The sequence below is a fragment of the Streptomyces sp. NPDC053542 genome, assembly GCF_044544685.1.
Lineage (GTDB): Bacteria > Actinomycetota > Actinomycetes > Streptomycetales > Streptomycetaceae > Streptomyces.
In genome coordinates this window covers 217126-243550 of the sequence record NZ_JBITXL010000009.1, presented here as the reverse complement: position 1 = coordinate 243550, position 26425 = coordinate 217126, and the positions used below count along the sequence as shown (strand labels likewise).

Annotated in this window: 21 protein-coding genes and 1 pseudogene; 11 read left to right on the top strand and 11 right to left on the bottom strand. The window is 73.0% G+C overall.

Features of this window, described 5'->3' with window-relative positions; translation table 11 throughout:
• Positions 1–2 precede the first annotated feature (2 nt).
• The 3 genes from ACIGXO_RS25535 to ACIGXO_RS25525 all read right to left on the bottom strand — a co-directional run bounded on the left by ACIGXO_RS25535 (position 3) and on the right by ACIGXO_RS25525 (position 4696).
• Positions 3–1778: an FAD-dependent oxidoreductase gene (locus tag ACIGXO_RS25535; protein ID WP_399791233.1), complete on the bottom strand. Its 1776-nt coding sequence runs from the start codon at positions 1776–1778 to the stop codon at positions 3–5.
• Positions 1779–3719, bottom strand: a complete 1941-nt coding sequence (locus tag ACIGXO_RS25530; protein WP_399791231.1) for a maleylacetate reductase and hydroxyquinol 1,2-dioxygenase domain-containing protein — start codon at positions 3717–3719, stop codon at positions 1779–1781.
• A gap of 101 nt (positions 3720–3820) precedes the next feature.
• Complete coding sequence (locus ACIGXO_RS25525; RefSeq protein ID WP_399791228.1) at positions 3821–4696, bottom strand: helix-turn-helix domain-containing protein; 876 nt, start codon at positions 4694–4696, stop codon at positions 3821–3823.
• Positions 4697–5036: 340 nt separating this feature from the next.
• Here ACIGXO_RS25525 and ACIGXO_RS25520 point away from each other — a divergent pair, with 340 nt between their 5' ends.
• Entirely contained in the window at positions 5037–5501 is a 465-nt protein-coding gene (locus ACIGXO_RS25520; protein WP_399791225.1) for a GNAT family N-acetyltransferase, read from the top strand.
• Here the strand turns inward: ACIGXO_RS25520 and ACIGXO_RS25515 are convergent.
• Together ACIGXO_RS25515 and ACIGXO_RS25510 are read right to left on the bottom strand one after the other, a co-directional pair.
• Entirely contained in the window at positions 5479–6423 is a 945-nt protein-coding gene (locus tag ACIGXO_RS25515; RefSeq protein WP_399791222.1) for a GNAT family N-acetyltransferase, read from the bottom strand. The two genes, ACIGXO_RS25520 and ACIGXO_RS25515, sit on opposite strands and share 23 nt — an antisense overlap.
• Positions 6424–6535: 112 nt before the next feature.
• Positions 6536–7123, bottom strand: a complete 588-nt coding sequence (locus tag ACIGXO_RS25510) for a hypothetical protein (protein ID WP_399791219.1) — start codon at positions 7121–7123, stop codon at positions 6536–6538.
• Between the two features lie 256 nt (positions 7124–7379).
• Here ACIGXO_RS25510 and ACIGXO_RS25505 point away from each other — a divergent pair, with 256 nt between their 5' ends.
• Positions 7380–8204 (top strand): GvpL/GvpF family gas vesicle protein, encoded by an 825-nt coding sequence (locus ACIGXO_RS25505; RefSeq protein ID WP_399791216.1) that lies wholly within the window; start codon positions 7380–7382, stop codon positions 8202–8204.
• A gap of 14 nt (positions 8205–8218) precedes the next feature.
• On the opposite strand, the gene ACIGXO_RS25500 is transcribed toward ACIGXO_RS25505, so the two are convergent.
• Positions 8219–9037: a DeoR/GlpR family DNA-binding transcription regulator gene (locus ACIGXO_RS25500; protein WP_399791213.1), complete on the bottom strand. Its 819-nt coding sequence runs from the start codon at positions 9035–9037 to the stop codon at positions 8219–8221.
• A 290-nt stretch (positions 9038–9327) separates the two neighbouring features.
• On the opposite strand from ACIGXO_RS25500, the gene ACIGXO_RS25495 reads away from it, so the two are divergent.
• The 5 genes from ACIGXO_RS25495 to ACIGXO_RS25475 are packed head-to-tail and all read left to right on the top strand — an operon-like array spanning position 9328 to position 15425.
• The gene (locus tag ACIGXO_RS25495) at positions 9328–10704 is read left to right on the top strand and encodes an MFS transporter (protein WP_399791210.1); all 1377 of its coding nucleotides are present in this window, start codon (positions 9328–9330) and stop codon (positions 10702–10704) included.
• Positions 10705–10706: 2 nt separating this feature from the next.
• Positions 10707–12209 carry an FGGY family carbohydrate kinase gene (locus ACIGXO_RS25490; RefSeq protein WP_399791207.1) on the top strand — a complete coding sequence of 501 codons (1503 nt, stop codon included), beginning with the start codon at positions 10707–10709 and terminating at the stop codon, positions 12207–12209.
• 1 nt (position 12210) lies between these two features.
• Positions 12211–13740, top strand: a complete 1530-nt coding sequence (locus tag ACIGXO_RS25485) for an FGGY-family carbohydrate kinase (RefSeq protein ID WP_399791204.1) — start codon at positions 12211–12213, stop codon at positions 13738–13740.
• The gene (locus ACIGXO_RS25480; RefSeq protein WP_399791201.1) at positions 13737–14354 is read left to right on the top strand and encodes a histidine phosphatase family protein; all 618 of its coding nucleotides are present in this window, start codon (positions 13737–13739) and stop codon (positions 14352–14354) included. The genes ACIGXO_RS25485 and ACIGXO_RS25480 overlap by 4 nt, the downstream gene beginning before the upstream one ends.
• Before the next feature lie 30 nt (positions 14355–14384).
• Positions 14385–15425 (top strand): 2-hydroxyacid dehydrogenase, encoded by a 1041-nt coding sequence (locus tag ACIGXO_RS25475; protein WP_399791198.1) that lies wholly within the window; start codon positions 14385–14387, stop codon positions 15423–15425.
• Between the two features lie 13 nt (positions 15426–15438).
• On the opposite strand, the gene ACIGXO_RS25470 is transcribed toward ACIGXO_RS25475, so the two are convergent.
• The 3 genes from ACIGXO_RS25470 to ACIGXO_RS25460 are packed head-to-tail and all read right to left on the bottom strand — an operon-like array spanning position 15439 to position 17956.
• A complete protein-coding gene (locus ACIGXO_RS25470) occupies positions 15439–15951 on the bottom strand; it encodes a lasso peptide biosynthesis protein (RefSeq protein ID WP_399791195.1) in 513 nt (170 codons plus the stop codon).
• Positions 15948–16235 (bottom strand): PqqD family protein, encoded by a 288-nt coding sequence (locus ACIGXO_RS25465; RefSeq protein ID WP_399791192.1) that lies wholly within the window; start codon positions 16233–16235, stop codon positions 15948–15950. The genes ACIGXO_RS25470 and ACIGXO_RS25465 overlap by 4 nt, the downstream gene beginning before the upstream one ends.
• Positions 16226–17956 (bottom strand): asparagine synthase-related protein, encoded by a 1731-nt coding sequence (locus tag ACIGXO_RS25460; RefSeq protein ID WP_399791189.1) that lies wholly within the window; start codon positions 17954–17956, stop codon positions 16226–16228. Before ACIGXO_RS25460 ends, ACIGXO_RS25465 begins: the two co-directional genes overlap by 10 nt.
• A 268-nt stretch (positions 17957–18224) precedes the next feature.
• Between ACIGXO_RS25460 and ACIGXO_RS25455 the strand changes: the two genes are divergently transcribed.
• Together ACIGXO_RS25455 and ACIGXO_RS25450 are read left to right on the top strand one after the other, a co-directional pair.
• The gene (locus ACIGXO_RS25455; RefSeq protein ID WP_399791186.1) at positions 18225–19241 is read left to right on the top strand and encodes an ATP-binding cassette domain-containing protein; all 1017 of its coding nucleotides are present in this window, start codon (positions 18225–18227) and stop codon (positions 19239–19241) included.
• Entirely contained in the window at positions 19238–20068 is an 831-nt protein-coding gene (locus tag ACIGXO_RS25450) for an ABC transporter permease (protein ID WP_399791183.1), read from the top strand. The genes ACIGXO_RS25455 and ACIGXO_RS25450 overlap by 4 nt, the downstream gene beginning before the upstream one ends.
• Before the next feature lie 75 nt (positions 20069–20143).
• Here the strand turns inward: ACIGXO_RS25450 and ACIGXO_RS25445 are convergent, their stop codons facing one another.
• A complete protein-coding gene (locus ACIGXO_RS25445; protein ID WP_399791180.1) occupies positions 20144–20440 on the bottom strand; it encodes a chaplin in 297 nt (98 codons plus the stop codon).
• Between the two features lie 386 nt (positions 20441–20826).
• On the opposite strand from ACIGXO_RS25445, the pseudogene ACIGXO_RS25440 reads away from it, so the two are divergent.
• Together ACIGXO_RS25440 and ACIGXO_RS25435 are read left to right on the top strand one after the other, a co-directional pair.
• Positions 20827–22623 (top strand): annotated as a pseudogene (locus ACIGXO_RS25440) (glycosyltransferase family 2 protein); the annotation flags it as partial.
• Between the two features lie 565 nt (positions 22624–23188).
• Complete coding sequence (locus ACIGXO_RS25435) at positions 23189–25117, top strand: galactose oxidase-like domain-containing protein (protein ID WP_399791176.1); 1929 nt, start codon at positions 23189–23191, stop codon at positions 25115–25117.
• On the opposite strand, the gene ACIGXO_RS25430 is transcribed toward ACIGXO_RS25435, so the two are convergent.
• Positions 25065–26270 (bottom strand): glycoside hydrolase family 6 protein, encoded by a 1206-nt coding sequence (locus tag ACIGXO_RS25430; RefSeq protein WP_399791173.1) that lies wholly within the window; start codon positions 26268–26270, stop codon positions 25065–25067. The two genes, ACIGXO_RS25435 and ACIGXO_RS25430, sit on opposite strands and share 53 nt — an antisense overlap.
• Positions 26271–26425 lie beyond the last annotated feature (155 nt).

The window sequence follows — 26425 nt, the reverse complement described above, 5'->3', positions numbered from 1 at the left end:
CCTCAACGCTGGAGTACCGCCTCCAGCGCCTTCCGCAGCTCGGCGGCGGCCGCCTCCGCGGTGTCCGGTGCCGTGTCACGGCGCCATGCAACATAGCCGTCCGGGCGGACCAGCAGGCAGCCCGACTCGTCGGTTTCGCGGCGGCGCCGCCAGTCGCCGTACGCGTCCCGGGCGGCGTCCGAGCCGATGCGTACGGTGTCCAGCGGAACGCCGAGGTCCGCGGCGCAGGCTTCGGCCGCCGCCTCCCACGCCACCCCTGACAAGCCGGTGACCAGCGTGAACCTGCCCTTGCCGACAAGGTCGAGGGTGGAGACGCGGCGGCCGTGCGCGTCGGTCAGCCAGGCGTGCGGCAGCTTCGCGCCGGGCCGGGTGCTCGGCTGGTGGTACAGCTCCCGGTCGCGCGGCCACTCCTCGGCCGGACTGCCGTCGTCGAGCACGGCGGCGGAGGCGTACCGCTGGTTCAGCTCCACACCGTGCGCGTTGAACTCGTAGTTCTTCAGCTCGATCGCCGCGTCCAGCTCGCGCCGCCGCCGCGCGCCCTCCGCGTCCGGCGCCCGGCAGGCGGCCAGCGCGCTCGCGATGCCCTCGTCGTCGGCCCCACCGCCGATGCCCAACGCCCGGAAGATCGGGCCGAACTGGTCGCGGCTGAGGTTGGCACGATCGACGATCTGTTTGCCAACAGGGGCGCGTTCGGCGGTGTACGTGTCGAGCAGGCCCTCGCCCGCCTCCCCGCGCACCACCATCGCCAGCTTCCAGGCGAGGTTGTGGGCGTCCTGGACCGAGGTGTTGGAACCGAGGCCGTTGGACGGCGGGTGGCGGTGCACGGCATCCCCGGCGCAGAACACCCGGCCGGTGGAGTAGCGGGTGGCGTAGGTGTGGTTGACGGTCCACAGCGAGGTCGAGGTGATCTCGACATCGATCGACTCATCGCCGACGAGGTCATGGACGAGCCGCCGGGCCTCCGCCTCATCGATCTCCGGCGGCGCCTCGTCGATGTCGTAACCCCAGGTCAGCAGCCACTCGTTCCAGGGCCGGACCATCCGGACCAGGCCCATGCCGATGCCGCCGGTCTCGGCGCCGGGGCGCATGACCCAGTACAGGACACTGGGGCGGTGGGCGACGTGCGCGCTGAGGTCGGCCCGGAAGACGATGTTCATGCTGCCGGCCTTGCCCTCCTGCCCGGCGATCGGCAGCCCCGCCTGCTCGGCGACGCGACTGCGCGCGCCGTCCGCACCGATCAGGTAGCGCGCACGAATGGTGAAGTCATCGCCCCGCAACCGGTCACGAAGGTGGGCGGTGACACCGTCCTCGTCCTCCTCCAGCCGGAGGAACTCGGTGTCGAAACGGACCTTGGCGCCGCGCGCCGCCGCGTTGCTCACCAGGATCGGCTCGAGGTAGGTCTGCGGCAGGTCGGTCATCGGGCAGGGGCTGGCGGCGGTGTACTCGGTGAGCCGGTCGTCGCCGGTGCCCCAGGTACGGATGCGGCCGATCTCCTCGCCGGTGAGGGCGGTGCACAGCACGGTGTCGCCCATCAGGTGCTGCGGGGTGCCGGCGGCCAGCGCCTGCTCCTCGATGCCGAGGTCGCGCAGCACCTCCAGGGTGCGCTGGTTGGTGATGTGCGCGCGGGGCGTGTTGGCGGTCCAGCCGTACTTGCTGACCAGCGTGGTGCGTATGCCGTACGTGGCGAGCAGCAGCGCGGCGCTGCCGCCGGCGGGCCCGCTGCCGACGACGAGTACGTCGGTGTCGTAAGCAGCGTCGTGGGTGGTGGGGTGGCTCATCTACCGGTCTCCGGAGGGGGCTTCGGGGGCGAGGCGGAAGGTGTAGTCGAGGGAGCGCCAGGGGCCGTCCGTGGAGTGGCCGTCGGGCATCGGGCCGTGGTGCTCGGGGAAGTCGATGACCAGCGCGTCCTTGACGCCGAAGACGCAGTCGGCGTCGATGTACGCGCCGCCCGCGACGAAGAGCTGGGTGACGAGCGTGCGCCGGCCCGGCGCGCTGATCATGAAGTGGATGTGCGGAGCGCGGTAGGGATGCCGGCCGACCGCGGTGAGCATCTGCCCCACCGGCCCGTCGTCGGGGATCGGGTACTCCGAGGGCAGGATGGAACGGAAACGAATGCGGCCCTCGTCGTCCGCGCGGAAGCGGGCCCGCAGCTGAGGCGCGTCGAGGTCGGGCAGCTGGACGTCGTAGTACCCGTCCTCGTTGGACTGCCAGACATCGGCCACGGCCCCGGCCAGCGGCTTCCCCTCCAGGTCGGTGATCCGCACGGAGGCGTACATCGGGGTGCCCGGCAGCCCCTCGGCGAGGTCGGCGCCGTCGGGCAGCGGCGGCGGGCCCTCGACGTAGAACGGACCGAGGACCGCGGACGGAGTGCTCTCTGCCGTACGGGAGTTGGTGAGCAGATCCACCGCGCTGGAGATGCCGAGGGTGTCGGAGAGCAGGATGAACTCCTGGCGCGTGTCCGAACACTGCTGCCCGGTCCTGGTCAGGAAGTCGATCGCGTACCGCCACTCGGCGTCGGTGAGGTCGTTGTCGGCGACGAAGCCGTGCAGCCGGCGGGTGAGGTCGGTCAGCAGCTGCCGTACGCGGGCGTCGGGCGCCCCCTCGAAGCCTGCGACGACCTGCTGTTCGAGGGTGTGGAGGGAGTCGGCGAGGGGACTCGCGGGGGCCGGGCGGCGGCCCGCGAAGGCATCGGCGAGGAGGTGCGCGATGCCGTCCGCGGTGACCTCGCGGGGGTTGGGGTACGGCGTGGCGGTGGCGAGCTCGACAGCACGCGCCAAGTCGCCTTCCACCAGACCGAGTTCGGCCAGGCTCGTCGGTGCGCCGAGGCGCCGGATCAGATCGTGTACGGCGGTGGGCGCGTCGGCGGCACCGAGGGCGCGGGCGATGCGGCGCATGGCGTCGGGCGCGGCGGGTGCGTTGTAGGCCATGGCGTACGGGAGCACGACGGTGTGCGTGGGGGCGTGCGGCAGACCGAAGGAGCCGCCGAGGGTGTGGCACAGCTTGTGGTGCAGTCCCATGCCGACGCTGCCGAGGCAGGTGCCGGCCAGCCAGGCGGCCTCCAACGCGTCGGCGCGGGCCTCCCGGTCGGCGGGGTCCGCGACGATCCGGGGCAGCGCACCGGCCAGCAACTCAATTGCCCGCAGCGCTAGTTGATCCGTCACCGGGTCGGTCTCCGGCGCGTACAGCGCCTCGACCGCGTGCGCCAGCGCGTTGATGCCGCTGGTGACGGAGACGGGTACCGGCAGTCCGAGAGTGAGGTCGACGTCGTACAGAACGGTCCCGGGCCGGATCTCCGGCGCCGAGCGAGTGGTCTTCACACCGTTCTCGGTCTCCCCCAGTACGGGTGTGACCTCGGACCCGGCGTAGGTGGTGGGGACCACGACCTGCGGCAGTCCGGTCCGTAGCGCCACCGCCTTGGCCAGCCCTGTCGTCGAGCCGCCGCCCACCGCCACCACACAGTCGGCGGCCAGCTCGCGGGCGACGGCGACGGCCCGCTCGGTGACGTCGACGGGGGTGTGCATCGCCGCGCCGGTGAACTCGCCGGCCGCCGCGGTACCCAGGATCTCCCGGGTCCGGCGGGCCAGGTCCGTCCGGCCCGGCGTGGTGAGGACGAGGACGCGAGTGGCGCCCAGACGGGCCACTTCCTCGGGCAGGCGGCTCAGCGTCCCGGCGCCGAAGACCACCCGGGCGGCGTGGCTGGAGTAGGTGAATGCGCGCATGAGAGCTGAGTATCCCGCCCACGTACGCGCGCGCTCCTGCACGATCCCGCTGTCGCGGCTGCACGAAAGACGCATTCATACGGACAGCGGCGGGGAGCGCCTCACTCGCCGCGCCGCAGCGCCCCCGGTGTCGTGCCCAGCCGCGCCCGCAGCACCCGCGTCAGATGCTCCTGGTGCGAGAAGCCGCAGCGCGCCGCGACCTCGCTGATCGGCATGGTGGTGGTGCGCAGCAGCCGGACCGCCTGCTCCACGCGCAGCCGCATGAGGTACCGGTGCGGCGGCAGTCCGGTGCGCGCCTTGAAGCCGCGCGCGAACTGGCTGACGCTCAGGTGGGCGGCGGCCGCGAGGTCGGCGAGCGGCAGCGGTTCCGCCAGCCGGGTGTCCAGCAGCTCGCGCACGGCGGCGAACTGGCGCTCGGTCAGGCCGCGAGCGGTGGGCGGGGCCGGACGGTGGATGCTGTGGTGCCGGGCGAGCTGCCCGGCGATCATCGTGGCGAGCTGGTCCGCGTACGTCACGGCGCCCGGCTCCCAGTCGCGTACGACCCCTTCCAGGGCGCGGACCAGCTGCTCCAGCAATGGATCGGTGACGCCGAACTCCTCGACGAGCCGCACCCGGCGCCCGCCGGCGTCCCCGGCCGCCGCCTGCAGCGCCTCGTCCGCCAGATAGACGTGCACGGTGTCCAGCCGGCCGCCCAGCTCGACGTCCAGTTCGGTGTCGGCCGGGTGCAGGAAGAGCCCGCCGGGCGGGATGCGCCGGGCGTCGGTGAGGCCGCGCCGCCCGCGGCTGACCGTGACCGGGCCGTTCAGGTGCAGGATCAGCAGATGACTGCGCGCCCCGTCGAACGCGTCCCGGTACGGCAGTTCCCGCTGACTGGAGAGGTAGAGATGCTCCCAGCCCAGCCCCGCACTGGTCCGCTCCGGCCGAACCCACGGCCGGTCCAGGATCCCATGGGTATCCCGCAGCCCGAGCTCGGCCATCGACTCCCTTTCCTCCCGCGTGTGCGCCTGCGCGCCCGTGCACCTGCGCGCCGGTTCTCCGGGTGCGCCGGTGCGCCAGCGGCGTACCGTTTCCTCCCCCTCTTCCCCCATGGGGGTGTCACGAGGTCCCCTTCTCAACACAGTACCGGGGGGTACTGACAACGCCGTTGCCCCAACCGCCCCTGACAACGCCGGCACCCCCACGCCCCGCGCCCCCGCGCCCCACCCCCAGCAACACCGCCCCGGCCGCCCGTGGACGCGCGTACTCTGCAAGCCTGTCGAAGGCGGTGCGGGTGACCGGGAATGGTCCCGGGCGCCGCGCCCCGGGCGGGAGGAACGCATGGCGGCACCACGAGTGCCCGCGCGGCGGGCGCGGTTACGGAAGCCCCCGGTGCCGCGCGGCGGTCCCGTGCCGGACGCCGCCGCCGTCGTCTTCCGGCCGGCCGGGCCCGTCGTGCCGGCCGGGCGGCGGGCGGTCGTGATGCAGGAAGCGGCGGGGCGGGTCGTGGGGCGGCTGGAGTACCAGCTGTGCCACGCGTGCCGGCGCGGCTACGTCCGCAACATCGCCGTGGCCGAGCGCTGGCGGGGCCGGGGCCTGGCCCGCGAGGCGCTGCACCGTGCGCTCGCCCCGGCCCTGGAGTACCGCTGGTACACCTCCCGGCAGACCGCCGACGGCCGCCGGTTCTTCGCGGCGATGGCCGAGGAGACCGGCCTCGCCTTCCCCGCCCCCTTCCTCCGGCGCGGCGCCCGCTGTCCGCACATGACGTCCCGCCGGGCCGGTGTCACTCCGGCAGCGGACCGGTGATCCGTTTCTCGAACCAGTGGTGTGCGTACGGCTCGTCGTTGAAGGCGGGGACCTCCTGGAAGCCGGCTGAGCGGTACAGTCCGAGCGCCGCGTCCAGTGCCTTGTTGGTGTCCAGGCGCAGTACGTCGCGGCCGTGCCGGGCGGCCCGCTCCTCCAGTTCGGCGAGGAACCGGCGGCCGAGGCCGAGACGCCGGGCGTGCGGCGCGACCCACATGCGTTTGATCTCGGCCGGGGCGCCGGGCGGCAGCTTCAGGCCGGCGCAGCCGACCGGTTCGCCGTGCAGCCGGGCGACCAGGAACAGGCCGTGCGGCGGGCGGAGTTCGCCCGGGTCGGGCAGCAGGCTCAGCGCGGGGTCGAAGCCCGTCTCGAAGCGTTCCCGCAGCTCGGCGGAGTAGGCCCGCAGGCAGTGCCGGGCGTCGGGATGGTCCGGGTCGACGGGGTCCAGCGTGACCGTCGCGGCGGTCAGCAGCCGGTCGACCTCGGCCATGGCGGCGACCAGCCGGGCGCGCTGCGCGGTGTTGAGCGGCGCCAGCAGGGAGCCGGCCAGCTCGTCGCTGCGGCCGTCGAGGACGGCGCGCTCTTCGCGGCCCGCCGCGGTCAGCCGGGCGGTGCGCACGCGCCTGTCCCGGGGCTGCGGCTCCACGCTCACCAGGCCCTCGGCCTCCAGGGAGCGCAGCAGCCGGCTGACGTATCCGGAGTCGAGTCCGAGGCGCTCGCGCAGCCGGCGGACGTCCTGGCCCCGCTCGCCGATCTCCCAGAGCAGCCGGGCCTCGCCGATGGGTCGGTCGCGGCCCAGGTAGTGGTCGTGGAGCACGCCCACGCGTTCGGTGACGGTGCGGTTGAAGCGCCGTACCTGGTCGATCTGCTCGGTCTGTGTCGCGTCCGCGGCCTTTGCGCCTGCGGCCGCCGCCCTCTGCGTCATTCTCTGACTTTAGTCAGAGAATGCGGCGCGGGCCAGAGCCGGGCAGCAGCCCGTCGAGCCGGGCCGGAGGCCGGAGCCGGGTGGCCGCTCGGTTCCGGAGCCGGGCGGTCGCTCAGATGTGGTGGCGCCCCCACCGCGGCCCTATCTGGGCCCACTCGCGTTCCCAGCCCGCGAGGCGTACGTGGTCCAGGTAGCGGCGGCCGGCCCAGCGGACGGCCAGGACGGACAGGCCGAGGGCCATGCCGGTACCGAGGCCGGCGGCGACGCCGTCGTCCGCCGCCTGAGCGGTGGTCATGGGAGGCTGGGCGGGGCGGCCTTCGGGGTCGGTCCAGACCGTGACCGCGGCGCCCTTGCGCGTACCGGGGTCGACCTGCACCGTCGTGGTGTGCCGCCGGCCGTCGGGCGCGGTCCAGCGGGCCTCGGCGGGCACCTGAGCAGTCCCGGGGGCGAAGCCGGTGGCGGACGGGTCGGAGGGTACGGACTCCAGCAGGCGGCCGGTCAACGCCCGGCGTTCCGCGAGCTGTTCGGCGCGTTCGGAGAGCTGCGAGCCGTAGGTGGCCAGGCCGACGGAGAAACCCACTACTGGTACCGCCAGGAGCAGCGCCAGGGTCGTCAGGAGGCCGAGCCAGGCGTCCACCACGTCCCAGCGGCGGCGCAGCGGTCCCCGCCGCCACCGCCAACGTCCGCCGATGTGCTGCATGCCTGCCGCCTCCCTCGGCTCGCTCGGGTCCCGCCGCTCTCCCCCGTCCCCCTGATCCCTGTTGTCCGGCTACCCCATTTTGAGCGGAAACCTCTTCTTTGCAGGCTAGTCCGTCCTCGGCCGGATCGCGCCTTCGCGCCCTTGGCCGGGTTTGCCGGGCCGGGACCCCGGTACCCGTGCAGATAGGAAATCGAACGCAAGAGCGCATGCACTCAGGTCGGCGAAGGAGAGGGCAGTGGCGGTGACCAGGCGTCCGATGGCAGGTCCCCCAGACGACCCCCCGGAGGGCCCGCTGTATGTCTATGGCATCGTCCGCAGAGGTTTCCGGCCGCGCCCGGGGCTCACCGGCGTCGGTGACGCCGCCGTCTTCGCGGTGCCGGAGGGCCCACTGGCCGCGCTGGCCTCGGCCACGGGCAGCGCCTCCGAGCCGCCCGGCGCCGGCGGCCCGCCCGGGGAGCCGGCCGTCGGCGACGCGTCCCTGCAGGCCACCGCCGACGCCCACCGCAGAGTCGTGGACGCGGCCGCCGCCGCTGTCTGCGTGCTCCCGACCCGTCTCGGCACGGTCCACCGCGACGTGCAGGAGGTGCGCCGCACGCTCGCGGCACGGACCGACCTGTACCGTCGGCTGCTCGCGCGGCTGGACGGGCGGCTGGAGTGGGGCGTGAAGGCGTACGCCCAGGACGAGGAGGCCGTGCCCGTCGGCGCCGGACCCGTGGCGGACTGCGCCGGCGAGCCCACGGACGGGCTGGCCCGCGCGGCCCACCACACGCTGGCGGACGTCGCCGAGTGCTCCTGCGTGTACTCCCCGCAGGACGCCTGCCCGGCCGGCGCGCCGCCCGGCGCCGCCGCTGCCTGCGCCACCTCCGCCTACTGGACCTCCCCCATCGCCCGGGCCCCGTATCCGCACGGCCGGAACCTCCTCGACAGCGCCTATCTCGTGCCGCGGGAGGCGGCCGGCGCCTTCGCCGAGACGGTCGGCGGACTGGCCGCCCGCTCCCCCGCGCTGCGCATCGAACTCACCGGCCCCTGGGCCCCGTACTCGTTCACCGAGCCGGGCCGACTGCCGGGCTTCTCGGGCTGACCAGCCCATGTGTCTTACGCGCCGCCGCCGACCGTGATCACCGAAACCCCCAGGTCCCGGAGCCGGCGCAGTTCGGCGACGGGCAGGGCATCGTCGACGAGGACGGTGTCGAAGTCGGTGAGCGGGGCGAGGGCGTAGACGCCCCTGCGGGCGAACTTGGTGTGGTCCACCAGCAGCACGCGGCGCGCGGCGCGGTCCATCAGTGCCCGTTTGACCTGCACCGTCTCCTGCGACTGGTGGTAGCAGGTGTCGCCGGTGACGGCCGTGGTGGACATGAACAGGATGTCCGCGCGGAAGGAGCGGACCGAGTCGGCGGTGTGCGGTCCGAGGAACGCGTCGTACGCCGGGTAGTAGGCGCCGCCCAGCGCGAGGAGGGTGATGCCGGGCTCGCCCGCCAGCAGCTTGATGACCGGCAGGAAGTTGCTGATGACGGTGAGCGGGCCGCGTTCGGTGAGGTGCTGGGCCAGGGCGAGGCAGGTGGTGGACTCGTCGATCATGACGGTCTGGCCGGGGGTGAGCAGCCGCAGCGCGGCGCGGGCGAGCCGGCGCTTGGTGGTGTTCATGGCGGCCATGCGTTCGTTGAGGTCGCCGTGGAAGAGCAGGGAGGGGAGGGAGGAGGCGCCGCCCCGCACCTTGCGCAGCCAGCCCTGCGCCTGGAGGACGTCCAGGTCGCGGTGGATGGTCATGATGCTGACCGCGTACTCCTCGGCGAGCGCGGCGGTGCGGACGAAGCCCTCGGCGGCGACCTGCTCGCGGATGCGCTGCCGCCGTGCGTTCTGGATGTCCTCCCGTCTCGCGCTGCCGCCCGGTGTGCCGCCGTCGTCCTCGGTCACTGCGGGAACCTCTCGTTAACTTCACGCGGATCTCACACGGCGGGGCTGCTGCGCTGTCCCAGGTCAGCGTGGAAATGCCGAGCTCACGCCGCGTTGCCGCCATGTTAAGCCCGCCGTAGCGGGGTCCGCCGCCGGCGGTTTTCACGCGGCGGCCGGGCCGGCCCGCGAGAGGTGGTCCGGCGGGCGTTGACCGGCTCGGCGCGGCCCGCGTTGCATCGGTTCCAGAAGGGCCCGGCCGCGCCGGTCAGGGGCGCGGCGGCCCGAATCACTGGAACTGGAAGAGGTGCCTCGTGGCCAGTACTCCTCCCGGGCCGACCGGGCCGCCGCGTACCCAACGGCCGGTCTGGACCGACCGGCTCGGCATTCCCCGCGGGCTCGCCTGGGGATTCCTCGGTGTCCTCGTGTTCATGATCGGTGACGGTGTCGAGTCCGGGTATCTCTCGCCGTATCTGGTGCAGGAGGGCCTTTCCGCGCAGCGGGTGGCGATGCTGTTCACCGTCTACGGCGTCACCGCGTCCGTCGCCGCGTGGCTCTCCGGCGCGCTGTCGGACCTGTGGGGTCCGCGCCGGGTGATGATGGCGGGGTTCGGTGCCTGGGTCGGCTTCCAGGTGCTCATGCTGGCGATCGCGGTGCCCTCGATGAACTATCCGCTGCTGCTCCTCAGTTACGGCCTGCGCGGCATCGGCTATCCGCTCTTCGCGTTCGGCTTCCTGGTGTGGATCGCGGCGACGGCGCCCGAGAAGCGGCTCGGGACGGCCGTCGGGTGGTTCTGGTTCGCCTTCACCGGCGGGCTGCCGACGCTGGGGTCGCTCGTCGCGAGCTTCCTCATTCCGCAGATCGGCGCGTACCGGACGCTGTGGTTCTCGCTCGGTCTGGTCGTCCTGGGCGGGCTGATCGCGCTGCTGCTGGTCCGTGAGCGGACCGGTTTCCGGCGGCTGGCGCCGGCCGGTGAGCGGCCGCTGGCCACGCTCTTCGGCAGTCTGGCGCTGCTCGGGCGCAATCCGCGGATCGGCATGGGTGCCGTCGTCCGGATGATCAATACGGTGCCGGAGTTCGGCTTCCTGGTGTGTCTGCCGGCGTTCTTCACGCAGACCATCGGGCTGAGCCTGTCGCAGTGGCTGCGCCTGCTGTCCGTGATGTTCGCGGTCAACATCGTCTTCAATCTGGTCTTCGGTGTGCTCGGCGACCGGATCGGCTGGCGGCGCACGGTCGCCTGGTGCGGCGGCGCCGGCTGTACGGTCACCTCGCTGCTGCTGTACTACGTGCCGACGCTGCTCGGCGGGCAGTACGCGCTGTGTCTGCTGGTGGCAGGGCTGTTCGGCGCGACGCTGGCCGGGTACGTGCCGCTCTCCGCGCTGATGCCCTCGCTCGCCCCCGCGCACAAGGGCCAGGCGATGGCGGCGCTGAACCTCGGCGCCGGGGCCAGCACGTTCGTCGGGCCGGCGCTCGTCGCGGTCTTCCTCGGGCCGCTCGGTGTGCAGGGCGTCATCTGGATCTTCGCCGGGCTGTACGCGCTGAGCGGGGTGCTCGCCCTGTTTCTGCGGACGCCCGCCGAGGACCGGGACCGCCGCGCGGACGGCGGCCCCGCGGACGGCGAGCCCGCGTCCGGCCCCGTACCGGCCACCACGACCGCGGCGCCCGCCGCCGGCGCCCCCGAAGGGCTGTGAGCATGTCTGTACTCTCCATCGACGTCGGGACCTCGCTGATCAAGTCCGTGGTCTACGACGGCCAGGGTCACGAGGTCGCCGTCTCCCGGCGTGCCACCGTCGTCGACCGCCCGCACCCGAGCTGGGCCGAGCAGGACATGGACGCGGTGTGGGACGCGGTGGTGCACACCGTGCGGGAGGCACTGGCCGCGGTACAGGACCGGGGTGCGGAGCCGGTGTGGCTGGTCACCTTCACGGCCCAGGGCGATGGCTGCTGGCTGGTGGACGAGCGCGGGCGGCCGACCGGTCCGGCCGTCCTGTGGTCCGACGGGCGGGCCGCCGACACGGTTACTGAATGGGGCCGCGCCGGCGTCCTGGCCGAGGCGTTCCGGCGCAACGGCTCCCTAACCTTCGCTGGCCTGCCGAACGCGATCCTCACCTGGTTCGCGCGCCACGACCCACAGCGTCTCGCCCGCTCCGACGCGGCCCTCACCGCCGCCGGCTGGCTCTTCCTCCGGCTCACCGGCGAGCGGGTGATCGACGAGTCGGACGCCTCGGCACCCTTCCTCGACCACGCCACCGGCGCGTACGACCAGCAGGTCATCGACCTCTTCGGGCTGCGCGGGGCCGAGCGGCTGCTGCCCGATGTGGTCGGTGACGACCGGCGCATCGCGGAGATCACCGGCGCTGCCGCCGCCGAGCTCGGCGTGCCCGCGGGGCTGCCCGTCGTCATGGCCCCGTACGACATCGCCGCCACCGCGCGCGGCATCGGCGTGGTCAACCCCGGTCAGGCGTGCGCGATCCTCGGCACCACGCTGTGCGCGGAGGTCGTCCGTACGGCCGTGGACACCAGCGGTGAGCCGAGCGGCATCCACATCGCCTACCGGGGCCGGGAGCGCGTGCTGCGCGCCTTCCCCACGCTCTCCGGTACCGAGGTACTGAACTGGACCGCCGGGGTGCTGGGGCTGTCCGGGGCCGAGGAGCTGTGTACCGAGGCGTTCCGTTCCGTGCCCGGCGCGCACGGCCTCGCCTTCCTCCCGTACCTCTCCCCCGCCGGTGAACGCGCGCCCTTCCTGGACCCGCGTGCCCGCGGCACCTTCTGGGGCCTGAGCCTGGAGCACTCCCGGGCCGACATCGCCCGCGGCGTGCTGGAAGGGCTCTCGCTCACCCTGCGCGACGCGCTCACCGCCTCCCGTACGGAGGTCAGCGAGCTGCGGCTGTGCGGCGGCGGCGCGCGGAGCGACGCGTGGTGCGGGCTGATCGCGGACGTCACGGGCGTGCCCACCACCCGCTCCACGGACACCGAACTCGGCGCGAAGGGCGCCTTCCTCACCGGGCTCGTGCTCACCGGCGCCGAGTCGAGCATGCACCGCGCCGCCGACAAGTACGTCCACATGGGCCCCGCCTGGGAGCCCGACCCGGAGCGCGCCGCGCTCTACACCGACCGGTACGCCGCCTTCCTCTCCTGGCGTGCGCTGGCCCGCGAGGCCGGCTGGCAGCCGGGCAGCCCGAAGGAGGAGATCTGAGATGGCCCGCCACGCCGCTGAGATGGCCCGCCATCCCGACCCCGTACGGCTCGGCCTCGACCTGGGCACCCAGAGCGCCCGCGCCGTCGCCGTGGACGCCGGCGGCCGGGTGCTCGCCGCCGCCTCCCGGCCGCTGCGCAGCAGCCGGGCCGGCGAGCGGCACGAGCAGGACCCCGAGGAGTGGTGGCACGCGCTCGCCGCTGCCTGCCGCGAAGCGCTCGCGGACATCGATCCGGCGCGCGTGACCGCCCTCGCGCTCGACGGCACGTCCGGCACGATCCTGCTCGCGGGCGCGGACGGCACCCCGCTCACCCCGGGCCTGATGTACGACGACGGGCGGGCCGCCGCGCAGGCCGTACGGGTCAACGAGGCCGGCGCCGCGGTCTGGGAGGAGCTGGGCTACCGCGCCATGCAGCCCTCCTGGGCGCTGCCGAAGCTGGTGTGGCTGCTGGAGCACTCGGCGGCCGCCACCGCGCCCGGCACCCGGCTGCTGCACCAGGTCGACCTGGTCACCTGGCGGCTGGCGGGCCATCAGGTCGCGAGCGACGCCAGCCACGCCCTCAAGACGGGCTACCACCTCCTCGCGGAGGGCTGGCCGGAGAAGGAACTGGCCGCGCTCGGCGTGCCCGGAGCGCTGCTACCAGAGGTGGTGCGCCCCGGTACCGTGCTCGGCACAGTGTGCTCCGACGCGGCGCGCGCGACCGGCATCCCCGAGGGCGTGGAGATCGTCGCGGGCATGACGGACGGCTGCGCCGCCCAGATCGGGGCCGGTGCGCTCGCCCCCGGTGCGTGGAACTCCGTACTCGGCACGACGCTCGTCCTCAAGGGCGTCAGCACGCGCCTGGTCCGCGACCCCGGCGGCCTCGTCTACTGCCACCGCGGCCCCGGCGACACCTGGCTGCCCGGCGCCGCGTCCAGCAGCGGCGCGGGCGCGCTGACCCGCGAGTTCCCCGGCGCCGACCTGGCGGAGCTGACCGAACGGGCCGTCCGGTACGGAGAGTCCGCGGCGGGCCGGGGGCACGACCCCGTCGCGTACCCCCTCGCCGGCTCCGGCGGCGAGCGCTTCCCCTTCCGTACGCCGGATGCCCGCCCGTTCGTGCTGGGCGACCCGGCGGACGAGGCGGAGCGCTTCCACGCCCACCTGCTCGGCGTCGCCTGCCTCGAACGGCTCTGCTTCGACTACTTGGGCCGCCTCGGCGCCCCCGTCGACGGCCCGCTCACCCTCACCGGCGGCGGCACCCGCAACGCGTACTGGAACCAGCTGCGCGCCGACGTCCTCGGCCGGACCGTCACCCTGCCCGAACAGGCCGAGGGCGCCCTCGGCATGGCCGTGCTCGCGGCCACCGCCGACGGCACCCCGCTCACCGAGGCCGCCGCCGCGATGGTCCGCGTCCGTACCGCACACCACCCCGACCCCGAGCGCACCGCCCGCTTCCTCCCCACCTACGCGGCATTCGTGGCGGCGCTGAACGACCGCGGCTGGCTCGCGCCCGAAGTGGCCGAGCACGCCCTCAGAAAGGCCCAGCAGTGACCGACTTCCTCCTGGTACGCCACGGCGAGACCGTCTGGCACGCGGAGAACCGCTACGCCGGACGCACCGACGTCGCCCTCACCGAACGGGGCCACGCACAGGCCGCCGAGCTCGCGGCGTGGGCCGCCGGGGCCGACATCGACGCGGTGGTCTGCTCCCCGCTGTCCCGGGCCCGGCTCACCGCCGAGCCGGCCGCACGCGCCCTCGGCCTCGCGCCGCGCGTCGACGAGCGCCTCCTGGAGGTCGACTTCGGCCGCGGCGACGGACTCACCCGCACCGAGATGCGCGAGGTGTTCCCCGAACGGCTGGAAGCGTTCCTCGCCGACCCCGTCACCCACCATCTGCCCGGCGGCGAGGACCCGGAGCGGGCCGCCGCGCGGGCCGCCGACTGCCTCGCCGACCTCGCCGGGGAAATGCCGGACGGCCGGGTGCTCGTCGTCGCGCACTCCACCCTCGTCCGGCTGCTGCTCTGCCACGAGCTCGGCATCCCGCTCGGTACGTACCGCACGGTCTTCCCCGCGCTGGAGAACGGCGCCCTGACCGAACTCCGCCTCCACAAGGGGCAGGCGTCCCTGCTCCGGCTGAACGCCCCCACCGTCCCGTCCCCGTCCTGACCCGCACCGCACCAGGGAGTACAGAACCCCATGCCCACCACCGTCCTGGCCGCAGGCGACCACTTCGTCCTGCCCCGCCTGCTCACCGAACAGGTCGACGCCGCGACCGGCGGCGCCGCCGAGGTCCGCGAACTGCTGCTGCCCTGGCCGCACACCCCGTTCGGCCCGATCGCCGAGGTGCGGGAGGCGTCCGGCACCGAGGACGAGATGATCGAGGCGCTGCAGGGCGCCCGCGTCTGCGTCACCCAACTGGCCCCGCTCACCGAGCGCATCCTCGCCAACTGCCCGGACCTGGAGCTCTTCTGCGCCAGCCGCGGCGGCCCCGTCAACGCCAACCTGGACGCGGCCACCCGGCACGGCGTCGCCGTCTGCTACGCGCCCGGCCGCAACGCGGTGGCCACCGCCGAGCACACCCTGGCGCTGATCCTCGCCGCGGCGCGCGGCCTCGGCGACGTCCACACCGACCTGCGGCGCGGCGTCTGGCGCGGCGACTACTTCGACTACGACAACTGCGGCATCGAGATCGACGGCGCCACCGTCGGCCTGGTCGGGTTCGGCGCCGTCGGCAGCCGGGTCGCCAAGGTACTGCTCGCGCTGGGCGCGACGGTGCTGGTCCACGACCCGTACGCCGATCCCGGGCGGCTCGCGGGGATCGCCGAGCAGGTGTCCCTGGAGGAGCTGCTCACCCGCTCCCGCATCGTCTCGCTGCACGCGCGGGTCACCGAGGAGACCACCGGCATGATCGGCCGGAAGCAGCTCGACCTGCTGCCGGAGGGGGCCGTACTGGTCAACTGCGCCCGTGGCGCGCTGCTCGACTACGACGCGGCGTGCGACGCGCTCGCCACCGGGCGGCTCTCCGCCGCCGGCTTCGACGTCTTCCCCGAGGAGCCGGTCCCCGCCGGTTCGCCCCTGCTGACGGCCCCCGGTGTGGTCCTCACCCCGCACATCGCGGGCGGCAGCCAGGGCGTCGCCCACAAGGCGGCCCGGATCGTGGCGGGCGAGGTGGGCCGCTTCCTGCGCGGCGAGCCGCTGGCGCACTGCGCCAACCCGGAGGTACTGCGGCAGCGCTGAGGGCGCCGGAGCGCTATGACGTACCGGGCGACAGGGCGGCGCACCGGACCCGTTGGAGTACGGTGTGACCGCTCCGCACGCCCGGGATGTCGTTGAGCACCTCGCCGTGCAGTTCGGTCCAGGAGTGGAAGGCGAACCGCGCGCCGATCGACGTCCGCTGCCGGGCGACGACGGTCTCGGCCGGGACGCCGAGTGCGGACAGGTAGACGGCCAGGGCGAACGACCGGGCCAGGCACAGCGCGTCGGGTTCGGTGAGCCGTACGACGAGCTGGCAGCGGGGCAGTTCACGGCGGGCGACGCGGATGGCCGCGTCGTCGGGCAGCTCGCGGTGGGCGCGCGGTGCCGCCCGCGCGTCCCGCAGGCAGGACTGGGCGGCTCCCCAGCCCGCGCGCCGCAGCGTCCGCAGCGCCTGCGCCGTGCGCACGGCGGCGGTCAGCCGGGCCCGCCGGGACGTACGGGGCACGGGTCCGGCCGCGTCGGCGCCCCACAGCAGGAAGGCCCAGTCCGCGGTGGCCCGGTTGTTCACGAGGCCGTGTCGGCGCCGGCGCCGGTGGGTTCGATGAGGCGGCTCTCCGCCAGTTGGGCGGCGAGCGACCGGATGCCCTCGTGGAGCTCGCTCTCGCCGGCGTCGATGCCCTCCGCGAGGTGGCGGACGGCTTCGTCGGCCGTCTCGAAGCGGAGGGCGGCCTGGAGCATGAGGGTGGCCGTGGGATTCAGTTCGAAGTAGACGCCCTCGGTGGTGTCCATGAGGACGCCCGTACCGTCGGCGGGGTCGAAGACGGTCTGTTCGGCGAGGCGGATCAGCGGCATCGGAGTTCTCCTGTCGGCTCGGTCCGTTGGGCCAGGTCGCGCAGGAAGAGCTCGACCATGGCGGTGCACAGCAGGCTTTCGGCGTTGTGGCGCAGCGCGCGGGGGTCGGCGAGGACGGCCGTGAGGCGTTCCGGGTCGACGACGCCCAGGGCGGTCAGCCGCGCGCCGGGGCCGCCCAGCACGTCGGCGAGGGCCTCCGGGTGGCGCAGGCACCACGTCTCGTCCGGCGAGGCGAGCCAGTCCCGCCCGTAGTGGCGCCAGACGCAGGACGGGACGCGGCGGGCCGCGGCGGCCAGCCGCAGTACGGGTTTGTCGATGGTGCGCCCGGCGTACGGGATGACCCGGTAGGCGTTCGGCAGCCGGGCCGCCAGCCGGCGCGGCTGCCTGCCGCCCCACGGTTTGCCGCAGTGCAGGCCGTACGGCCGCCAGACCGTCAGGTTGAGGGTGTGTTCCTGGGCTGCCGAGTCCGGGTCGTACGGCAGGTCGGCGGCGCCGGGGACAGGGACGAGGAAGTCGCTCGCAAGCTCGGTCTCGGCGGTCCCTTCGGGGTCCTCGTAGAGGGAACGGCCGGGGCGGAGGCTGCGGAGGATGCGGCTCAGTTCCCATCGGGAGGCGAGCAGGCCGTTGACCATGGCCGCGCGTTCGCGCCACGGCGCGTCGGCCACGGCGACGTCGTGCAGGCCGTACCGCAGCGGGCCGAAGATGAGGTCCCCGTCGATGCCGGAGAGGACCGTGCGCACGCCGTCCGCGGCGATCCGGCGGGCCGTCAGGTCCAGGCGGCGGAACCAGACGTGGTTGAAGGGCAACGGGAAGTCCTGCCCCTCGGGGAAGTACGACTCGTCCTCGCCCGGCGGGTCCACCGTCACCAGGGGGACCGACAGCCGCCGGCACACCTCGCGGGCCCGGGGCGACTCGTCCGCGAGCGGGTCGGCGGTGTGCATGTGGTACGCGACGACGTCGGCGCCGTGGTCGGTGAGCGCGGCGAGCAGGGTGCCGGAGTCGACGCCTCCGGAGAGCAGCACGCCGATGCGGCCGGCGGACGCGTAGGGCCGGGTCTCGGTGAGCAGCGACTCGTAGGCGGCGTCGGCGTACTGACGCAGTGTCGTACGGCGGGGCAGCGGCAGCGGCGTGATCCGGTCGAAGGTCTCCGTGCGTGCGGTCCAGCCGTCCAGGACGGCGAGCCGGCCGGGCAGCAGCCGTTCCAGGCCGGGGTAGACGAAGACGTCCTCGCCGCAGCACGCGCGCCACAGCGTCTCCCGGTCGAACTCGGGGGCGGCGTCGAGCAGGTCACGCGGGTCGCTCGACCACTGTGCCCGGCCGCCCGCCGAGCGGAAGAAGAGCTGCTCGGCGCTGCACACTCCGCGGAAGAGGACCGTCCGCCGTGCCGTGACGACCGCGCCGGAGAGCTCCGCGGGCAGTTCCCGCAGTACGTCGTGGCGGCCGTGCGCGACCTCCTGGACCAGCCGCTCGGCGCGGCCCGCGGCGAGCGGGGCGCCCAATGGCCCGGCCAGCAGCAGGAAGACGCCGGGCAGCGGCTCCCACGGGCCGGGCCGCGCGGGGCGCGTACCGACGGGCACCCATTGGCGCACGTAGCTGCCTGACGAACCGGGCGGGGATGACCGGGCGTCGAACGGCACGCAACCGCCCTCGACCGTGTCCGCGCCGGCGACGACGCGCCCGGAGCAGCCGGGGAATTCGAGGAAAACCTGCCCACCCACCATCGCACCACCTCATGGCGGGAGGCGGAGCCATCGCTCCGCCTCCCTGCAGCGAACGGTCAGGCGATGTTGCCGTGCCCGAGCACGTCGGGCGTGCCCTTGCGCAGCTGTCCGGTCAGCTTCTCGACTCGTCCCATGCGGACGACCTTCGGCGCGGTGTAGGCGATGCGCATGGTCGTCACCTTCTTTCTGCTGTCGTGTTGGGACGCTCTTGGGACAGAGTGCCCCTATAGGATGATTTTCCCTTCGTTTTCATGCTGAGGTGTGAAACGTGCCACGTCAAAAGGAAGCGACCGGTACCGGGGACCGGGCCGGTCACGCCGGGCAGTACGCGATCTGTGCCCATGGCTTGACCAAGCGTTACCCCAGTGCCGAGGCGGTGCGCGGGGTGGACCTCGACGTACGTCCCGGGGAGACCTTCGCCTTCCTCGGACCCAACGGCGCCGGCAAGACCACCACCATCGCGATGCTGTGCGCCCTGGCCCGCCCCACCTCCGGACAGGCCGTGGTGGCCGGGGCCGACGTCCGCACCCAACCGCAGCAAGTACGGCGCGGCGTCGGCCTGCTGTTCCAGCAGAGCGCCATGGATCCGGACCTGAGCCTCGAACGCAATCTCTACTTGCACGCTCGCCTGTACGGCCTGCCCCGCGCGCGGTCCCGGGCGCGCAGCACCACGCTCCTGGACTTGACGGAACTGACCGAGCGTCGCCGGCACCGCGTCCGCACGCTCTCCGGTGGCTTGCGCCGCCGCCTGGAGATCGCCCGCGCCCTGCTGCACGAACCGGGAGTACTTTTCCTCGACGAGCCCACCGTCGGCCTCGATCCGCACTCCCGGGCCCAGATCTGGGACCACCTTGCGCGGCTCCGCGCCCTCCGGAACACCACCGTCTTCGTCACCACGCATTACCTGGACGAGGCCGAACACTGCGACCGCATCGCCATCCTCGACCGCGGCCGCGTCGTCGCCGAAGGCACGCCCGCGGCGCTGAAAGCCGCGATCGGCGACGACCGCCTGCGCGTACGCACCGCCGACGACGCCGCGGCGGCGGCCGCCCTGCGCGAGGACCTCGGCCTGCGGCCGGTCACCGCGCCCGAGGGGCTGACCGTCGCAGTGGCGGCGGGCCCCCGGCAGATCCCCCGGCTGTGCGCCGCGCTGGCCGCCCGCGGCGTCCCCGTACACGCCGTCTCCCTCACGGAACCCACCTTGGACGACGTCTTCTTCCACCACACCGGACGGCGCATTACCCCTCCGGGTACCCTCCTCGGCGGCGACGGGAACCGTCCGTGACGACCGGCGCCGCCGCTCCGCCGGGCGGCCTGCTGCGCGAACTGCGCGCCGTGCACGCCCTGGTCCTCCGCGACCTGCTGCGCATGCTCGGCCAGCCATTGCAGACCGTGGTGATGCTGGTGCAGCCCCTGCTGTTCCTGGTGCTCCTCGGCGGCGGCCTGGCCGCCGTGATCCCCTCGACGGCGGTCGGCGGCGACTACCGCACCTACCTGTTCCCCGGCATTCTGGTGATGACCGTGCAGACGCCCGCGGTGACCGTGGGAATGCGCCTCATCACCGACCGGGAGAGCGGCTACCTCCGCGAGACCCTGATGGCCCCTGTACGCCGTTCCAGTCTGCTGTACGGGACGTGTCTGGGCGGCACGGCGGTGGCCACGGCGCAGGGCGCGGTCCTGCTCGCGGCGGCGGGCACCGCCGGACTGCCCTTCCGCCCCCTGCTGTTCGTCTCGCTGCTGGCCACGCTGGCGCTGACCGCGTTCGTGCTCACCGCCCTGACGTCGGCGCTGGCCATCGGCATCCGCAGCGTCGAGTCCTTCCACACGCTGCTCGGCCTGGCCCTGATGCCGCTGCTGTTCCTCTCGGGGGCCTTCTTCCCGCTGACCGCGCTGCCCGGCTGGCTCACCCAGTTGACGGCCGTCAATCCGTTGGCCTACGCGGTCGACGTACTGCGCCGCTGTATCGAGCGGTACGTCCCCGGCTCCCTCACCACCACCGGCGTCCATTGGGCGGACTGGCGGCCCCCCGCCCTCCTCGAAGTGCTCGCCCTGGCCCTGCTGGGCGCGGCCGGGCTGGCGTGGGCCGCCCGCCGCTTCGGCCGGCTGGAGTGAGCGGCCGGCCCGTCCCGTCCCGTCCGGTGCCGGGCTGGGAACACCGGACGGGAGCGGGCGCGGGCGGGCCCGGTCTCAGTTGTTGTGGTGGTGGTTGTTGTTGTGGTGGTCGTTCTGCTGACCGCCGTTGACGCAGGTGTTGCCGAACGCCGGGTTCAGCAGGCCAATGATGTCGACCGTGTTGCCGCAGGCGTTGATCGGGATGCTGATCGGCACCTGGATCACATTGCCGGACACCACACCGGGGGAATTCGACGCCGCGCCGGCGGCACCGGCGCCACCGCCGCCCCCGCCGTTGTGGGCGGAAGCGGTCGTCGCCCCACCGAGGACGGCAGTGGCCGCGAGCGCCGTGAGAGCGGTGAGCTTCGCCATTCGTGACATGACAACTGGCCTTTCGTAAAACGCGTGAGAGGCGGCCGTACTGCCGTCTCCCTTCCCCCTCTTGATCGGGCCGGGCGGGCTCAAAGTTGCGGAGAAACAATTTTTTCACCTGATCGGGCGCACGGAAATTCAGGAACTCGCGCCCGCGCGGCCGACAACCCTGCCGCCATTCGGGCGGCCCGCGGAGACGGTCAACTCTCCGGCATACAGAAGGTTTGTTAGCTTAGCGTTTTAGTACCCCGTTGGACCTATTAACTACATGCGTAACGAGGGGTAGCGTGGCGTTCTCGCGGAAAACTGCCATGGATCAGCACGGTGGCCACCCGTCGGTAGCGGTCACCAGTCGTTCAGTAGAAGGGGAGGACGCGGAAGCCAAGATTTGCTCCCCCGCCGGTGACACGCCGCCCGTACCTCGTTACGACTACGAGAAATTCAGCCGGCTGGCCGGTCCGCTCACTTCACCACACCCCGATCCCGCGCATTACCGGGTGCAGTACCGAAGTCTGCTGGGCGGCGGCGCGCACCGCGTGTGGACGGCCCTGCTGCTCATCGGGGCGCCGCTCGCCTCGCTGGCGCTGCTCATCTGGCTCATGCAGCCGCCGCACTGGGTGCACCGCGAGTACGCGGCGGGCTGGGAGACGGCCGCCGACCTGGTCATGCTCGTCTCCATCGGCCTGCTGGAGAGCTTTCGCGTACTCAACGTGGTCTCCATCGCGCACGCCACGCTCGTCGCCCGGGACCCGGTGCCGGTCACGCCCGCGTCCGGCACCCGGGTGGCGTTCCTGACCACCTTCGTCCCCGGCAAGGAGCCCGTGGAGATGGTCCGGGCCACGCTGGAGGGCGCCATCGCGCTCCGGCACGACGGCCCGCTGGACGTCTGGCTGCTGGACGAGGGGAACACCCCGGAGATGCGGCGGCTGTGCGAGGAACTGGGCGTGCGGCATTTCTCCCGCCACGGCGTGGAGAAATGGAACCAGCCGTCCGGACCGTTCCGCGCGCGGACCAAGCACGGCAATTACAACTCCTGGCTGGACGCGCACGGCGACGCCTATGAATTCCTGGCCGGCGTCGACACCGACCATGTTCCGCTGCCCGCGTACCTCGAACGCATGATGGGCTTCTTCCGGGACCCCGATGTGGCGTTCGTCGTCGGGCCGCAGGTCTACGGGAATGACGAGAGCACGGTCGCCCGGGCGTCGGAGAGCCAGCAATTCCTCTTCCACGCGCTGATCCAGCGCGCCGGTAACGCCTATGGCTCGCCCATGTTCGTCGGCACCAACAACTGCGTCCGGATCAGCGCCCTGCGGCAGGCCGGCGGTTTCTACGACTCCATCACCGAGGACATGGCCACCGGGCTGGAGATCCACGGCCGGCGCAATCCCGATACCGGCCGGCCCTGGCGTTCGGTCTACACCCCCGATGTGCTGGCCGTGGGCGAGGGGCCGGCCACCTGGAGCGATTTCTTCAACCAGCAGCTGCGCTGGAGCCGCGGGACCTATGAATCGCTCTTCCGCCAGTTCGGGCGGGCGGTCTTCCGCCTCACTCCCGGTCAGGTGCTCAATTACGGGCTGATGGTGACCTACTACCCGATCGCCGCGGTCAACTGGATGATCGGCGGCCTCTCCTGCGCGCTGTTCCTCTGTCTCGGCTCGTCCGGCATCCAGGTCGAATCGCAGATGTGGATGATGCTGTACAGCGATGCCGCGGCCCTGCAGATCGGCCTCTACATGTGGAACCGGCGGCACAACGTCAGCCCCCATGAGCCGCAGGGGTCCTCGGGCGTCGTGGGGATGGCGATGTCCGCGATGGCCGCGCCGCTGTACGCCCGTTCCCTGACGGGCGCGGTCCTGCGGCGGAAGGCCGGGTTCATCGTCACGTCGAAGGGCCATACGGCCAACCCGGACCGGCTGCGCACCTTCACCACCCACCTGCTGTGGGCCGGTGTGTTCGCGGCGACGCTGACCGCCTCGGTGTTCCTGAACCACACCCACGCGGCCATGCGCACCTGGGCGTCGATCGCGCTGGTCGTCTCCCTCGCCCCGCTGGCCGTCTGGCGCTGGTCGGCGGCCTACGAACGGCGCGTCGCGAAGACCCCGGCACAGCGGGCGCGGCCGGCGCCGCCGGACCATCCGGAACTTCCGGAGCAGCCCAGCGACCCCACGGCCCCCTCCGCCGAGCGCTTCCGGCGGCTGCTGGAGCACGCCCTCGACACGGAGGCCCCGTTCTCCTGGGTCACCGCCGACGCCGGGTACGGGCGGGACGGGCCGCTCCGGGACTGGATGGAGGAGTCCCGCATCCCGTACGTGCTGCCGCTCAGGGCCCACGACACGGTGCACACGGCCGACGGGGCCGACGCACGCGTGGACGCGCTGGTCACCACCCTGCCGCTGCAGGCGTGGAAGACCGTGCAGGGCGGGGCCGCGCCCCACGAGGAGCGCGGCTGTGCCTGGGCGCGCGTCACGATCCGCCCGCCCCGGCAGGACGGGTTCGGGCGCTGGGTGCTGGCCCGGCGGGCCGGCGGCGACCCGCACGGGATCGCGTACTACGTCTGCTGCGGGCCCTCGGCCGCACGGCTGAAGGACCTGGTCAAGGTGGCTTCGAGCCGGTGGGCGGTGGAGGAGTACCTGCAGAGCCCCGACACCGGCGGCGGGCTGCCGTGCGCCGCGGAAGCCGACCAGGAGCACCCACCGGCCTGACCGCCCCGGTCCGCCCTCGTCCCACCGTCAGGAGGCTCGCACCGTGCGATACCGACCCAGTCCCCGTACCCGCAAGGTGGCGGTCGGGGCCGTTGCCCTGAGCGCGGTCGGCGCGATGAACGCGCCGGCCGTCATCGGCTACGCCGAGCACAAGTACCACGACTACAAGATCAACCAGCCGTCCTACAAGGCGCGGTACGGGCACTGGGACCTCATCGACGTGCCGGAGCGGTTCCGGATCAACTCCATCCACGCCGCGCTGCTGCACACCGGGAAAGTGCTGATGATCGCCGGGTCCGGCAACGACGAGAAGAACTTCGACGCCGGCACTTTTCAGAGCGTGCTGTGGGACCCGGTCAAGAACACGTTCAAGGAGATCGACACACCGAAGGACATGTTCTGCGCCGGCCACGCCCAGCTGCCGGACGGCAAGCTGCTGGTGGCGGGCGGCACCCGGCGGTACGAGAAGCTCAAGGGCGACGTCAGCCGGGCCGGCGGCCTGATGGTCGTGAAGAACGAGGACCCCGACAAGCCGAAGACCCTGCCCAAGGGCACCGTCTTCCGCAGCCCGGAGGGCCTGGAGTACCGCTCGCAGTTCCCGGTGGTGGTGCCGCGCGCCAAAAAGAAGGCCGCCCGGGACGGGAGCGGCAAAATGCGGGTCATCGCGCGCGAGGCGCGAGTGTTCGTCGAGGCCGTGCGGCGCGGCAGGGCCGGGGTGACGAACACGGCCGCGCAGTACAGCATCAAGGGGCTCAAGGGCGCGGACGCGCGTAACCACTACGGCCTGGCGACCAAGCTCGGCCTGGACAAGAAGGATTTCCAGGGCCTGAAGGACACGTTCGAGTTCGACCCGGTCGCCGAGCGGTATCTCCGCGTCGACCCGATGAACGAGGCGCGCTGGTACCCGACGCTGGTGACCCTGAAGAGCGGCAAGGTCCTGTCGGTGTCCGGGCTCGACGACATGGGCGAGATCATCCCGGGCAAGAACGAGATCTACGACCCCAAGACCCGCAAGTGGTCCAAGGGACCGCACCGCTACTTCCCGACCTACCCGGCGCTCTTCCTCACCGGCGACGGCAAGCTCTTCTACTCCGGCTCCAACGCCGGCTACGGCCCCGCCGACAAGGGCCGCACGCCCGGCATCTGGAACGTCAGGAAGAACACCTTCAAGCCGGTGCCCGGGCTGACGGAGCCCGACCGGACCGAGACCTCCGCCTCCGTGCTGCTGCCGCCCGCCCAGAAGCAGCAGGTGATGCTGCTCGGCGGGGGCGGCGTCGGCGAGTCACCGAAGTCCACGGCCCGCACCGCGCTGGTGGACCTCACCAAGAAAGACCCGAAGTACCGCCCCGGGCCCAGCCTGACCGAGGGCACCCGCTATCTGAACGCGGTGCTCACGCCGGACGACAAGGTGTTCACCAGCGGCGGGTCCGGCGATTACCGCGGCAAGGGCGCCAGCGACAACCACAAGGCCCAGATCTTCGACCCGCGTACGCGCGCGTTCACCAAGGCGGCGGACCCGTCCGTGGGCCGCAACTACCACTCCGAGGCGCTGCTGCTGCCGGACGGGCGGGTCGCGGTCTTCGGCTCCGACCCGCTGTTCTCGGACCGCGCGAACACCAGGGGCGGGGAGTTCGAGAAGCGCATCGAGGTCTTCACACCGCCGTACCGCTACAACCGCGCGCGGCCCGCCGCGGCGCACGGACCGACCGAGGTGAAGCGGGGCAGGGTGACCCGCTTCACCGTGGCCGGCGCCGGGAAGGTGAAGACCGCCCGGCTGATGCGGCCCAGCGCCGTCACCCATGTCACCGACGTGGAGCAGCGGTCGGTGGCGCTGGACTTCGAGCGCCGCGGCAGCACGCTGTCGGTGCGCGTGCCCCAGAGCCACTCGCTGGTGCCGCGGGGCTGGTACATGCTCTTCCTCACGGACTCGCGGGGGACTCCGTCGCAGGCGAAGTGGGTGCATGTGAAGTGACCGGCGAGCCGGTCGGCGTGGGGGACGGCGACGTGGCGGCGGGGGACGGCGACTCGCCGGACGGGGAGGGCGCCGCGGCGGCCGGGGACGGTGAGGCCGTTGTGCCCGGCGTCGCGGTTTCCTCCTGGGCCGGCTCCGCTGCGGTTTCCTCCCGGCCCGGCAGGTTCTCCCTGGCGGCGCTGGCGAGCTTCAGTGCGTAGTCGGTCCACCACTGGCCTGCCGGGGGGCCGCCGCGGCAGGTGCCGTCCGACTCGCCGGGCCGCTTGATCCACAGGTAGGCGTCCACGAGCGGGTGGCCCGTGCGGGTGGTCGGGGGCACGCCGAGGGCGCGGTCGGGCGGGTTGCACCAGGCTTCCGCGCCGGTCGCGGGGGTCTGGTTGTCCGGGGGCGGGCCGTTGCCGTTGCGGCTGGTGTCGATGACGTAGTGCACGCCGCCGAGCGCCTTGGAGACCTTGTCGCCGTACTCCTCGCTCGCCGCCGTGGTCTGGAAGTTGGCGACGTTGAGCGCGAAGCCGTCGGCCCGCTTGACGCCCGCTGCCGTCAGGTAGCGGGCGAGCGCGTCGGTGTCCTTGATCCAGGAGGCGTTGCCCGCGTCCACGTAGACCGAGGCGCCGGGGCGCGCCTTGAGCGTGCGGACCGCCTCGTTCAGCAGCGCGAGGCGGTCGTTGCGTGCGCGGTCGCGGCAGCCGGCGACGGTGTGCGGCACCGCGTCCGGTTCCAGCACGATGACGGCCTTGCGGTTGCCCAGTCCCTTGGCCAGCCGGGCGACCCAGTCGCGGTAGGCGCGGTCGCTGCCGGCGCCGCCCGCCGAGTAGTGGCCGCAGTCCCGCTGCGGGATGTTGTAGGCGACGAAGATCGGGACGCGGCTGTCGGCGGCGGCCTGCCCGGCGATGCGCGCCACCCGCGGCGCGGGGTTCTCCTCGGTGAGCCAGACGGCCACGGGCTGGTCGGCGATCCGGCGCAGCAGGGTCGCCTCCGGCTCCCGGCCCCGCTCCGCCAGTACGCGTGCCTTCCGGGCGCCCGGGGTGTCCGGGTCGATCCAGAAACCGGTCGGCTTCCCCTCGGGCGCCGCGGCCCAGCACGCGGCGGTCAGCAGCCCGAGCAGCGGCAGTACGCCCAGGGCCACGCCCGCCCGGTTATTCAGCCGGCTCATCGGCCGTCCGCCCAGTCATGAGGTCCCTTTCCTTCGCGGCACAGCGGTCATGTCATGTCATACCCTTCCAGGATGACACGACATGACCGCTTTTCAGGGGATTTCGTGGTATTTACTGCCCGGCTACCTGTCCGACCGTGGCAGTACCGCGAAGG